Raw genomic sequence first — 12864 nt, 5'->3', positions numbered from 1 at the left:
TATACGGGGCGACCACAGGGGTGAGGCGTCCCTGCGGGAACCTCCCACTGTGTTTCCCCTAAAAACGGGCTTAAGTGAACAGCATTAGGCTTTAAACAGCGCGGTTTTGAATAGAACGGTTTTAAGTTTTCATCTTTTTGATTACGTGTCACGAGGAAGAACAATGAGTAAAAATATTACTGGCGTCCTGACCGCCATCGTCACGCCGTTTGATAACCAGGGCGAATTTAACCCCGCTGCCATGCGTCTTCAGGTGCAGCGCCAGATGCGCTACGGCAACGGTATTTTTTGTAACGGCACCAACGGTGAGTTTTTCGTACTGCACACCGATGAAAAAGTCGCCGTTACTGAAACCTGCGTTGATGAAGTCGCCGGAAAAGTGCCGGTTGTCGGCCACATCGGTGAAATCTCCACGCGGGAAACCATCAAGCTCGGCAAGCGCATCGCCGCGCTGGGTGTTGATGCCGTTTCGGTCATCACCCCGTATTTCATCCCACTCAAACAGGAAGAACTGATCGCCCACTACACCGCCGTCGCCGATGCGCTGACTGTGCCGGTATTTCTCTACAACATTCCTGCACGCACGGGGAATACGCTGGCGCCGGAAACCGTCCGCACGCTGGCGGATCACCCGAACATCATCGGCATCAAAGACAGCGCAGGCAGCTATGAAAGCCTGAGTGGTTATGTGCAAGCGGTGAAAGGTGTGCAGGGCTTTAACGTATTGAATGGCCCAGACTCGCTCATTCACCAGGGCTTTGTTGACGGCTGCTCCGCCTGTATTTCCGGGCTGGCTAACGTGGCACCGGAACTGATCAGCCAGATTTGGCATCGTTTCCACGCCGGTGACATTGAAGGCTCCCGTCAGGCACAAGAACAGGTTGCCGAACTGCGTAAGACACTGTACGCCATCGCGTTCTCACCGGCTGTGGTGAAAAAAGCGCTGGCGATCATGGGTGAAGATGTCGGCGTCAGCCGCTATCCGATCCAGTTTTCCGCACAGGATGAAGACAACATCCGTAACATCCTTAATCAATTCTCGCAGTAACAGAGAAATATCAATTTCCATTTAAGGCCGAGAAGATATGAACCATTTTAACGTTACCGATACCCTCATCATCATTGGGATGATTGTGTTTTATATCGCATTCACCTCATGGTTAACGCTCAAATTACGCAGTAAATCAAGTACCGAGTTCATGGAAGGGTCACGCGCGCTACCGGCGTTTATTGTCGGTATCCTGCTGATGACCGAATTCATCGGCGCCAAATCGACGGTCGGTACGGCACAGTCTGCCTTTGAGAACGGCATCGCCGCCTCCTGGTCAGTCATTGGCGCCGCCATCGGCTTCCTGCTGTTCGGGATGATTTTGGTTAAGAAAATCTACAATACAGGAAAGGTCACCATCTCTGGCGCCATCGCCGAGAAGTACGGCACCAGCACCAAGAACATCATTTCGATCATCATGATCTATGCGCTGTTGCTGGTAAACGTGGGCAACTACGTCAGCGGTGCGGCAGCCATCTCCACCGTACTGCACATCTCCCTGCCAGTTGCCGCGCTGATCACCGCGATTGTGAGTACCTTCTACTTCTATTTTGGCGGTTTAAAAGGCGTGGCTTATGTCACGTTGATCCACAGCGCCGTGAAGTACGTTGGTGTGATGATTATTCTGTACGTTGCATTGAAAATGACCGGCGGCTTCAAGCCAATGATCGAACAAATGCCGGATTACTACTGGTCGTGGGACGGTAAAATCGGTGCCAGCACCATCTTCGCTTGGTTGATCGGGACTATCGGTTCTATCTTCTGTACCCAGTTCGTTATTCAGGCCATTTCTGCAACCAAAGATGCAAAGTCAGCAAAACGTGCAACCTGGGTCGCCTTCCTCTTCTGTATGCCGATTGCACTGGCTATCGCGATTATCGGTGTTGCAGCGAAGTTTGCTCACCCAGAAATCAAAAGCCTCTATGCGATGCCGATTTTCCTACAGGATATGAATCCATGGGTTGCCGGTCTGGTTACCACATCACTGGTTGCGTCTATCTTCATCAGCGTCAGTACCGTCGCACTGGCAATTGCGTCACTGATTGTTAAAGACTTCTATGTTCCGTATTACAACCCAACGCCAGAAAAAGAGATGAAGATGACGCGCGTATTCTCGCTCATCATCGGATTCCTGCCATTGATCTTCGTTTTACTGGTCCCTGAAGTTCTGAAACTGTCATTCTTTACCCGTGCAATCCGCCTTTCTATCTCGGTGGTCGCCATTATTGCCTTCTATTTGCCGTTCTTTAACAGCACAAGAGGAGCCAACGCCAGCCTGATATCAGCCTGCGTCGTCACGTCCGTCTGGTACATCCTCGGTAACCCGTACGGCATCGATAATATGTACGTCGCGTTGGCCACGCCAGCGATCGTCATGCTGATCGACCGTATGATTCCGAACAAAGCACACAAAATTAAAGTTTCTCAAACTGAAAATAAATCAGGAGCCTGAGTCATGAGTAGCGAAACCATTACCGTGGAACGTAGCGGAAAAGTTCATCACGCAGAAGGCGATGCCGCGCGTCTGGATGCCTACATTCCATCGGAATGCCCGCAGAATCATGCGGCCAACCTGCTCCATCTGCCGAACGGCGATGTGTTGTGCGTCTGGTTCGGCGGCACACAGGAAGGGATTGCGGATATCTCTATCTACCTATCCCGTCTGGTGAAAGGCAGTGATAGCTGGAGTCAAGCCGTTAAGCTATCTGAAGATGCCACGCGTTCCGAGCAGAACCCAGTTCTGTTCCTCGCACCGGACAACGTGCTATGGCTGCTGTACACCGCGCAGAAATCCGGTAATCAGGACACCGCGATTGTGCGCTACCGTCAGTCTACGGATTTCGGTGCGACCTGGGGTGAAATTGGCACGCTGCTCGATCAGCCGGGGACGTTCATCCGCCAACCCATCACCGTATTGGCAAACGGTGACTGGCTGCTGCCGGTGTTCTACTGCCGCGTGCAGCCAGGTGAGAAGTGGGTCGGCAACGATGATGACAGCGCCGTGAAAATCTCCAGCGATCAGGGCAAGACCTGGCAGGAATATCCGGTGCCAAACAGCACGGGCTGCGTGCATATGAACATTACCCCGTTGCAGGACGGCACGCTGCTAGCGCTGTACCGCAGCCGCTGGGCGGATTTCATCTACCAAAGTCGTTCAACGGATGGCGGTAAAACCTGGTCAGATCCCGTGCCGACCGAGTTACCGAACAACAACTCGTCCATTCAGGTGACGACGCTGCAAAACGGCCATTTGGCGCTAGTGTTTAACCATATGAGCGCCGCCGATGCCACCGAACGCCGTCTGTCGCTGTACGATGAAATCGAGGATGAAGAGGACAAAGCCAGCAATGCCAAAATGCCGGAAGTGCAAGCTGGCTCTCGTAGCGCCTTCTGGGGGGCACCACGCGCCCCGATGACGCTCGCCATTTCGGAAGATGGCGGTAAAAGCTGGCCGTGGCAGCGCAATATCGAAGTGGGTGACGGTTACTGCATGACCAATAACTCCACAGAGAAGCTGAACCGCGAATTCTCTTACCCCAGCGTCAAACAGGCGCAGGACGGTAAGCTGCACGTGGCCTTCACCTACTTCCGTCAGGCGATCAAGCACGTCGTGGTGAGTGAGGAGTGGGTCAAAGCGAACTAAACCGCGCGGCTTTTTTCTCTTTCTCAGCGGGGGCTCTCCCCCGCTATACCTAGGACTCGATTATGATTGCAGGAAACCTCAACGCCCTCAAACTCGCCACGCTGCCCGATGCGCTGTGGGCCATTCTATCCGCGTCGGGCATGTCGCTGGCTGAGCTGAATGCGTTACCTGAAGGCCGCTATCAGCCGGAAGGGGCCGAATGGTTCTACAACATCGGCACCGTGAACACCGCACCGCGCGCTACTCGACATACTGAATTTCACAGTAACTACCTCGATATTCAACTGATTCTGGAAGGCGAGGAAATTATCGGTTACGGTCTGCATGATGTGCATGGTCAGCCCGCGACCGAGCGTAAACCGGATCTCTACATTTTGGATAACCCACAGGTGCCGCACCAGATCCATCTGCGGGCAGGCGACTTCGTCACGTTCTATCCGGGTGAACCCCATCAGGCGCTGTGTGCTATTAACGACAGCCCTGCTCCGGTCAAAAAAGCCGTGTTTAAAATCCCCGTCACGTTGTTAATGCCGATCGTTTAAAGATCGAGATACCGGGGGCTACCACGGTGCGAGGTATCCCTGCGGGAACCTCATCACCGTGTTTCCCCCTATAAAATGCAAACGCATTTTAAATGCCACTTGTAGCAGCCCGTCAGGGCGAGCGCAGGAACTGGGCGAGTAAATCCATGTTTAAGTGAACAGCATTACGTCACGTTGTTGTAATAAGAATGGTTGTAATAAGAACGGTTGAATATTAAGGAGACGTATTTCATGTCAGCGACAGCCCCTAAACACGCCCTGATTACCGGTAGCAGCTCAGGGATCGGTGCCGCCATCGCACAAAAATTACTGGCGGAAGGCTGGCGGGTAACCGGCCTGTCGCGCAAACCGGGTGACTATTCACATCCACACTTTACCCACTGCGCAGTGGATATCATGGATACCCCCGCGCTGACAGCCATTCTGGACGAGATTGCGCAGGTTGATGCCGTCATTCATGCCGCAGGCATTATGAAAGCCGCCCCGCTCGGTCAGCTTTCGCTGGAAGATGGTGAAATGCTATGGCGATTGCATATCAACGCGGCGCAGGTGCTCGCAGACCGTCTGGTCGATAAGTTGCCGCAAGGCGGGCGCATCGTGCTGCTGGGCAGCCGCACATCGAGCGGCTCCGCAGGGCGCAGCCAGTACGTCACGACGAAATCCGCGATGATCGGCATGGCAAGAAGCTGGGCAGCGGAACTGGCTCCGCGTGGCATTACGGTAAACATCGTCGCGCCAGGTGCCACAGAAACCCCGATGCTAACGATGCCGGGACGCCAAAGCTCACCGCCGAAGCTGCCACCGATTGGGCGCTTCATCCAGCCACAGGAAGTGGCCGATCTGGTGGCTTATCTGCTCTCTCCTTCCGCTTCAGCCATTACCGGCCAGCAGTTGGTGATATGCGGCGGTGCCTCGCTGTAATTCATCAAGATTGCCGTTCCAAACCGGCTCCGCAGGCCGGTTTAGTTAGCTGCTGGCGCGGGGCTCAAAGATAAACTTCACTCTTTCCACTATCGGTGGATGCTCGTCGTTGTCCATCATAGCGAGTACCAGACGCCCGACCTCCGCACCCAGCTTTTCATAGTCAAGCCGCATCGCGGTCAGCGCGGGGAATGTGTGCTCACATTGTTCAGAACCATCCAGACAGGCAATTGCCAGATCGTAAGGGACTTTCATCAGGCGGCGCTGGCATTCAAAGAGCGCGCCCAGCGCAATTTCTTCATGACTACAGATAATCGCATCCAGTTCCGGCTGGTTTTGTAGCAGCTCCGTCATCGCATAGCGGCCAAACTGTAGGCTAGGCGCTTCTGGGATCGTAATTTTCAAATCCGCATTGTGATAATGCGCCAGCATGGCTTTATTCCAGCCGTTCAATTGCTGTTTTTGCAAACGGTTATCCGTATGCGCGCCGATATAAGCCACGTGACGATACCCCTTTTCCAGCAAAGACCTCGTCAGTTGTTCCGCCGCTTCGGCAAGGGCGATATCAATATTGATATTTGCACTCAGCGCGGCTGCACCGGATACATTCACCGTAATCACGTTGCTCGCCTGTATGATGTTCTGAGTACGTTGTGAGAGTTGTGCACTGAATAACACCAGTGCGCCAGGCCGCTGCTGCAAGAGTTTTTCGACCATTCCCGCTTCGGTATGCTGGCGATATTCATGGCAGCCCATGATTAACGGAACGTTATGTTTGCCCACCGCCAGTTGCAGCGCCTGCACAAAACGCACGCTGGCGCGATCTTGCTGAAAAGGATAAAGCACCGCGATAGCAGGCTGATAGGCTGATGCCAGAGCACCTGCGGCCTGATTCGGTACATAGCCCAGCGTTTTTATCGCGTCATTGATTTTCTTCTGTGTGGTATCAGAGACCAGACTGGGTTCCCGCAACGCGCGGGACACCGTCATTGCGCCGACACCAGCATGGTTCGCAATGTCCTGTAGCGTCACGCGACTCGTACTCTCGGTAAGCTGGCTGGCTTCTTGATTGGGTTCATAGCCTAATGTTCTGGCGGCCAGTTCCACTTTGCTGCGTAACTTCTCAGAGACCAGATCGGGTTTGCGCATCACGCGCGATACCGTCATCGTCCCGACGCCCGCGTAGTCGGCGACATCCTGTAGCGTAACCTTACCGGTACTACGACGCTTACGCATGCTCACTTCCTCTCCATTCGTCATTTTTCTCATCACGCGTCCGCGATCATCCACAGTGTGCCTGCGTCGGTAGCGGGGAACAAATAATGTCCCCACTTGTGCTAAGTGGGTCACAGTTAATGATAGACATATCAGTTAGCGCTATCTTTTTAGATGTTAGTCACATTATTTTCGCAATCAGCACACTATCCTGCGTTCATAATGATACAGAGGTGACTCTAATGCTTAACACTTTACTAACACCAGACGTTGTTCAGATTTTGCCTGCCTGTGATGACTGGCGTCACGCTATCGCTTTGTCCTGTAAGCCTTTATTGGATAATGGATCGATTGAACCTACCTATCTTGAGGCGATCTATCGTTCTCATGAGGCCATCGGCCCTTACTATGTCGTCGGCCCCGGCATTGCCATGCCGCATGCGCGCCCGAAAGACGGTGTGAACCAACTCGCCGTCAGCCTGACGCTGATTCGTGACGGTGTGGTTTTCCATTCTGACGGCAACGACCCCGTTCATTTGCTGATTGTGTTGGCCGCCACGGACAGCAATAGCCACATCGATATTATTTCACAGCTCGCTCAGTTGTTCGACACACCTGATGACGTCACCGCGTTACTCCGCGCGACGGATATCGAACAAGTGCTTTCCGTTATTTCTCGTTATTAATTGCCACCAGAGGGACACACATTATGAAAATTACAGTCGTATGCGGTAACGGCCTGGGTACCAGCCTGATGATGGAAATGAGCATTAAAAACATCGTGAAAGAACTCGGCGTGGTTGCTGATGTGGATCACGTGGATTTAGGTTCGGCGAAAGGCACGGACAGCGACATCTTTGTCGGCACCAAAGATATTGCCGACCAACTCATCGCGCAGGCGGTGGGGGGAAAAATTGTGTCCCTGAATAACATGATCGACAAAGTGGCGATGAAAGAACGCCTGTCGGTTGCCCTGACAGAACTTGGCGCCTTATAAGCGGAGGATCAAAAATGGAATTTTTCCGTTTTTTAATGAGCGATGTGCTGTCTGAACCCTCAATACTGGTCGGTTTGATCGCCCTTATCGGCCTGATTGCACAAAAGAAACCTGCCACAGAGTGCATCAAAGGCACCGTGAAAACCGTGATGGGTTTCCTGATCCTCGGGGCGGGCGCAAGCTTGATCGTGTCCTCGCTAGGCGATTTCGCCCAGATTTTCCACCATGCGTTTGGTATCGCCGGTGTAGTACCGAACAATGAAGCCATTGTCGCCGTCGCACAGAAGAACTTCGGCACCGAGATGGCGATGATCATGTTCTTTGCGATGGTTATTAATATTGCCATCGCCCGCTTTACGCCGTGGAAATACATCTTCCTGACCGGACACCACACGCTGTTTATGTCGATGATGGTTGCGGTGATTCTGGCGACAGCGGGCATGAAAGGGGTGATGCTGATTACCGTTGGCTCGCTGGTCGTTGGGGTATCGATGGTGCTGTTCCCTGCCATTATTCACCCGTATATGAAGAAAGTCACAGGCTCGGATGACGTCGCCTTTGGTCACTTCTCTGCGATATCACAGCTGCTGTCAGCGTTTATCGGCAGCAAGTTTGGTAATAAAGAGAAATCAACCGAAGACATGGAAGTGCCGAAAAGCCTGCTGTTCCTGCGTGATACGCCGGTTGCCATCGCCTTTACCATGTTTTTCATCTTCATTTTCACCTGTCTGTTTGCCGGCCCTGAAGCGGTGAAAACGATGAACGCCGGTGGAAAAAACTGGTTTATGTTTTCGCTGATTCAGTCCATTACCTTTGCCGCCGGCGTGTATATCGTGCTGCAAGGTGTGCGGATGGTGATTGCGGAAATCGTGCCTGCGTTTAAAGGCATTTCTGACAAACTGGTTCCCAACGCTAAACCCGCATTAGATTGCCCCGTTGTTTTCCCGTATGCCCCGAATGCCGTTCTGGTCGGCTTCCTGAGCAGCTTTGCGGCTGGAGTGATCGGTATGGTTCTGCTTTACCTGATGGGATTAACGGTGATCATTCCCGGCGTGGTGCCGCACTTCTTCGTCGGTGCAGCGGCTGGCGTGTTCGGTAACGCCACCGGCGGACGTCGCGGTGCGATTCTAGGTTCTTTTGCCAACGGACTGCTGATTACCTTCCTGCCGGTTTTCCTGCTGCCGGTGTTGGGCAGTATCGGACTGGCAAACACCACGTTCAGCGATTCCGATTTCGGCGCGGTGGGGATTCTGTTGGGCATTATCGTGCGCTAAGCCCGCATTGATGAATGTCATCCAATAGACCGGTTTTAGTTAACGGGGGAAATGATGGAATTCTATTTAGATACGGCGGATGTCGCCGCAGTAGAACGGCTTGCTGGCGTGTTACCGATTAAAGGCGTGACCACCAACCCAAGTATTGTCGCACGCGGAAAATCCGATATTTATACCGTGCTACGGGACATGCAGGCCATTATCGGCACGGAAGGCAAGCTGTTTGCTCAGGTGATGGCACGCGATCCTGACGCCATGGTGGAGGAAGCGCTGAAACTCAGAGACGTGATTCCTTCTCTGGTCATCAAAGTCCCAGTGACGCATGCCGGTTTACGAGCCATTAAGCATTTGACGGCGCTGGATATTCCCACCCTCGGCACCGCCGTCTACGGTGCGGGGCAAGGGTTTTATGCCGCGCTGGCGGGGGCTCGCTATATCGCCCCTTACGTCAATCGCATCGATGCTCAGGGTGGTGATGGGATTGCGCTGGTGAAAGAGCTGCAAACCCTGATTAACCTGCACAGTCCGCACACTCAGGTGCTGGCAGCCAGCTTTCGGACGCCACGTCAGGTACTGGACTGCCTGCTGGCGGGGTGTCGGGCGATTACCGTTGACCCTGCGGTTGCCGAGCTGTTCCTGCAAGACCCCGCGGTTGACGATGCCCTTAACCGATTCGATCATGACTGGCAGGCACGTTTCGGCCATGCCGATCTTGGCTGATTGATGGCAGAACACCACTCGTCTGTCGGGTGGTGTGTCCAACCTAGCGGTGTTCTCAACACGATCGCATGGCCAAATGCGGTTGTGTTGCCAAAAGCATCAATGCAGGACGAACTCGCGATATTTTTCCACCAGCGTCAGAAAATCATCCAGTCCGCATAAAGACAGGCTTTCTTCGTCGTAATAGCTCATGCCTTCTTCCAGCTCATCCGTGGTGAAAGAGAGCTGATTTGCCTGCACCATCACTTCTTCTTCATCCAGCGATAGCGTGTATTCATGACCCACGCGCCGCCACTGCCGCTCACTGCCTGCAACAGAGCGCGCCGCTTCTTCAACATCAGTTAAGACCGTTAGCTGGCCTTTTACTTCTTCATTGAACCAGTGTCCGATCGCTTCATGTCCCATCGACATACGAACGATGACCTGGCCCGTCACATCCCGCAAAAATTCATAGTCCATGATGTCATCCTCACTGTGATGTTTCTTCTGTTCAGTTTAGTCGCCTCTGCCCCCTCTCGTCGTGATACACCTTCACCTTTCATGCTGCAAAGGCACGATGCCAACCGCCAATGCACAGGCAATGTGAGATATGACGCGTATAAAACAGGCAGAAAAAAAGGAGGCACAAGGCCTCCTACGGTGTAGAGATGCGAACTATAGCGAGTTAGACCGTCGTCTGGAAGATCACGCCATCGGCTTTCTCGGTATATTGACCTAACTGGTCAAAATTCAGATAGCGATAGGTATCCTGCGCAGTTTTATCCACCTGCGACATGTAGGTCTGGTACTCTTCTGACGTCGGCAAACGACCCAGCAGAGACGCCACCGCCGCCAGCTCAGCAGACGCCAGATACACGTTGGCACCAGTTCCCAAACGGTTCGGGAAGTTACGGGTCGAGGTAGAAACCACCGTCGCACCATCCGCCACGCGCGCCTGGTTACCCATACACAGCGAGCAGCCTGGGATCTCGATACGTGCTCCACTCTTGCCAAACACACTGTAGTAACCTTCTTCGGTCAGCTGTGCCGCATCCATCTTGGTCGGCGGTGCAACCCACAGGCGGGTCGGCAACTGGCCTTTGTGGCTATCCAGCAGTTTACCTGCCGCACGGAAGTGCCCGATGTTAGTCATACAGGAACCGATAAAGACTTCATCAATCTTCTCGCCCTGCACGTCAGACAACCAGCGCGCATCGTCTGGATCGTTCGGCGCACACAGGATCGGCTCTTTGATGTCGGCCAGATCGATGTCGATCACCGCGGCGTACTCGGCATCGGCATCCGCTTCCAGCAGTTGTGGATCGGCCAGCCATTTTTCCATGCCCTGAATACGACGCTCCAGCGTACGGCGATCGCCGTAACCTTCGGAGATCATCCACTTCAACAGCACGATGTTAGAGTTCAGATACTCGATGATCGGTTCTTTATCCAACTTGATCGTACAGCCAGCCGCAGAGCGTTCCGCCGAGGCGTCGGTCAGTTCAAACGCCTGTTCGACTTTCAGATCTGGCAGACCTTCGATTTCCAGAATACGACCAGAGAAGATGTTCTTCTTACCTTTCTTCTCAACGGTCAGCAAGCCTTGCTTGATGGCATACAGCGGAATGGCGTGAACCAGATCGCGCAGAGTAATACCCGGCTGCATTTTGCCTTTGAAACGCACCAGAACGGATTCCGGCATATCCAGCGGCATCACGCCCGTCGCGGCAGCAAACGCCACCAGACCGGAGCCCGCTGGGAAAGAAATACCGATGGGGAAACGCGTATGGGAGTCACCGCCCGTACCAACGGTATCCGGCAGCAGCATACGGTTCAGCCAAGAGTGAATAACCCCATCACCCGGACGTAGCGATACGCCGCCACGGTTCATGATAAAATCAGGCAGCGTGTGGTGCGTGGTCACGTCAACCGGCTTCGGATAGGCGGCAGTGTGACAGAATGACTGCATCACCAGATCGGCGGAGAAGCCCAGACAGGCCAGGTCTTTCAGCTCATCACGGGTCATTGGGCCAGTGGTGTCCTGTGAACCGACAGAGGTCATCTTCGGTTCGCAGTATTCGTCAGGGCGAATACCCGCGACGCCACAGGCACGTCCCACCATTTTCTGCGCCAGCGAGAAGCCTTTTTTGCTGGCTTCAACCGCTTTGGAAATACGGAAGACATCGCTGTGCGGCAAGCCCAGTGACTCACGCGCTTTGGAGGTCAGACCGCGGCCGATAATCAGTGGAATACGGCCACCGGCGCGAACTTCATCCAGCAATACGTCGGTCTTGAGTGCGAACGTCGCCAGCACTTCATTGGTGTCATGACGGCGTACTTCGCCTTCATACGGGTAAATATCGATCACATCGCCCATATTCAGATCGTTCACATCCACTTCGATCGGCAGCGCACCGGCATCTTCCATCGTGTTGAAGAAGATCGGGGCAATTTTGCCGCCCAGCACTACGCCACCGCCGCGTTTGTTCGGAACATAAGGGATATCTTCGCCCATGAACCACAACACGGAGTTGGTCGCCGATTTACGCGATGATCCTGTACCGACAACGTCGCCGACGTAAGCCAGCGGGAAGCCTTTCTTGTTCAGTTCTTCGATCTGTTTGATCGGGCCAACAGTGCCAGGCTGATCGGGATCGATACCTTCACGGGCGTTTTTCAGCATCGCCAGCGCGTGCAGAGGGATATCAGGGCGTGACCAGGCATCAGGTGCCGGAGATAAGTCATCCGTGTTGGTTTCACCGGTAACTTTAAAAACGGTAACGGTAATTTTTTCCGCCAGTTTCGGGCGGGACAGGAACCACTCGGCATCAGCCCAGGATTGAATCACTTTCTTGGCGTGCGCATTGCCCGCTTTCGCCTTTTCTTCCACATCGTAGAAGTTATCAAACATCAGCAGCGTGTGGGACAGCGCTTCGGCGGCAATCGGAGCCAACTTGTCATTGTCTAACGCATCAATCAGCGGATGGATGTTATAACCCCCTTGCATGGTACCCAGCAGCTCAACCGCTTTTTCCTGGCTAACCAAGGGGGAAGTGGCTTCGCCTTTAGCGACGGCAGCCAAAAAACCGGCCTTTACATAGGCGGCTTCATCAACGCCGGGAGGGACGCGATTAATCAGCAGATCAAGCAATGCTTCTTCTTCGCCTGCCGGGGGATTCTTGAGTGACTCAACCAGCGCGGCCATCTGCGTGGCATCTAACGGTTTAGGAACAATCCCCTGCGCAGCCCGCTCGGCTACGTGCTTACGATATTCTTCTAGCACGACGTTCTCCTCGCTCTCATTGTCTTCATTATGCCGGCGCTCTTGTTCCCAATTGTGGTGTCCATGCCTGGGTGTCAGCGTGTGGATGTAAGGTAGTAGAGTGTCCGGTCCAGCCTCGTCAGCATATCAGGATTTGAATTGATTGTTAATTCGTTCACATAATAGCAACATTAATTTTTATTCAACTGCGTGATGTGCCCAATTTCACTATCACTGAAAAATACCGACATCAGCAGAATAG

12 protein-coding genes are annotated in these 12864 nt (G+C 53.5%); 9 read left to right on the top strand and 3 right to left on the bottom strand.

Annotated features, from left to right (window positions below; all coding sequences use genetic code 11):
* Window positions 1-163: 163 nt before the first annotated feature.
* From H0247_RS05170 to H0247_RS05150, 5 genes are all read left to right on the top strand, one after another.
* Window positions 164-1048 carry a dihydrodipicolinate synthase family protein gene (locus H0247_RS05170; protein WP_180741573.1) on the top strand — a complete coding sequence of 295 codons (885 nt, stop codon included), beginning with the start codon at window positions 164-166 and terminating at the stop codon, window positions 1046-1048.
* A 37-nt stretch (window positions 1049-1085) separates the two neighbouring features.
* Window positions 1086-2501 (top strand): sodium:solute symporter family protein, encoded by a 1416-nt coding sequence (locus H0247_RS05165; RefSeq protein ID WP_180741572.1) that lies wholly within the window; start codon window positions 1086-1088, stop codon window positions 2499-2501.
* A gap of 3 nt (window positions 2502-2504) precedes the next feature.
* Window positions 2505-3692, top strand: a complete 1188-nt coding sequence (locus H0247_RS05160) for an exo-alpha-sialidase (RefSeq protein WP_180741571.1) — start codon at window positions 2505-2507, stop codon at window positions 3690-3692.
* A gap of 62 nt (window positions 3693-3754) precedes the next feature.
* Complete coding sequence (locus tag H0247_RS05155; RefSeq protein WP_180741570.1) at window positions 3755-4234, top strand: YhcH/YjgK/YiaL family protein; 480 nt, start codon at window positions 3755-3757, stop codon at window positions 4232-4234.
* Between the two features lie 231 nt (window positions 4235-4465).
* Window positions 4466-5155 (top strand): SDR family NAD(P)-dependent oxidoreductase, encoded by a 690-nt coding sequence (locus H0247_RS05150; RefSeq protein ID WP_180741569.1) that lies wholly within the window; start codon window positions 4466-4468, stop codon window positions 5153-5155.
* A 45-nt stretch (window positions 5156-5200) separates the two neighbouring features.
* On the opposite strand, the gene H0247_RS05145 is transcribed toward H0247_RS05150, so the two are convergent.
* Window positions 5201-6391, bottom strand: coding sequence for a LacI family DNA-binding transcriptional regulator (locus H0247_RS05145; protein ID WP_180741568.1), 1191 nt, complete (start codon window positions 6389-6391; stop codon window positions 5201-5203).
* A gap of 221 nt (window positions 6392-6612) precedes the next feature.
* Here H0247_RS05145 and H0247_RS05140 point away from each other — a divergent pair, with 221 nt between their 5' ends.
* Genes H0247_RS05140 through fsa form a run of 4 tightly spaced genes read left to right on the top strand, consistent with a single transcriptional unit; the run spans window position 6613 to window position 9361 of the window.
* The gene (locus tag H0247_RS05140; protein WP_180741567.1) at window positions 6613-7056 is read left to right on the top strand and encodes a PTS sugar transporter subunit IIA; all 444 of its coding nucleotides are present in this window, start codon (window positions 6613-6615) and stop codon (window positions 7054-7056) included.
* A gap of 23 nt (window positions 7057-7079) precedes the next feature.
* Complete coding sequence (locus tag H0247_RS05135; RefSeq protein WP_015841685.1) at window positions 7080-7367, top strand: PTS sugar transporter subunit IIB; 288 nt, start codon at window positions 7080-7082, stop codon at window positions 7365-7367.
* Window positions 7368-7381: 14 nt separating this feature from the next.
* On the top strand, window positions 7382-8641 hold the full coding sequence (locus H0247_RS05130; RefSeq protein WP_010286825.1) for a PTS ascorbate transporter subunit IIC: 1260 nt from the start codon (window positions 7382-7384) through the stop codon (window positions 8639-8641).
* 54 nt (window positions 8642-8695) lie between these two features.
* Complete coding sequence (fsa, locus tag H0247_RS05125; protein ID WP_180741721.1) at window positions 8696-9361, top strand: fructose-6-phosphate aldolase; 666 nt, start codon at window positions 8696-8698, stop codon at window positions 9359-9361.
* A gap of 99 nt (window positions 9362-9460) precedes the next feature.
* Here the strand turns inward: fsa and yacL are convergent, their stop codons facing one another.
* Together yacL and acnB are read right to left on the bottom strand one after the other, a co-directional pair.
* Window positions 9461-9820 (bottom strand): protein YacL, encoded by a 360-nt coding sequence (yacL, locus tag H0247_RS05120; RefSeq protein WP_015841688.1) that lies wholly within the window; start codon window positions 9818-9820, stop codon window positions 9461-9463.
* A 205-nt stretch (window positions 9821-10025) separates the two neighbouring features.
* A complete protein-coding gene (gene acnB, locus H0247_RS05115) occupies window positions 10026-12623 on the bottom strand; it encodes a bifunctional aconitate hydratase 2/2-methylisocitrate dehydratase (protein WP_180741566.1) in 2598 nt (865 codons plus the stop codon).
* Window positions 12624-12864 lie beyond the last annotated feature (241 nt).

The organism is Pectobacterium sp. CFBP8739, from assembly GCF_013449375.1.
Lineage (GTDB): Bacteria > Pseudomonadota > Gammaproteobacteria > Enterobacterales > Enterobacteriaceae > Pectobacterium.
Note: the sequence above shows the minus strand (reverse complement) of the source record. Positions and strands in the feature narration are given on the sequence as shown.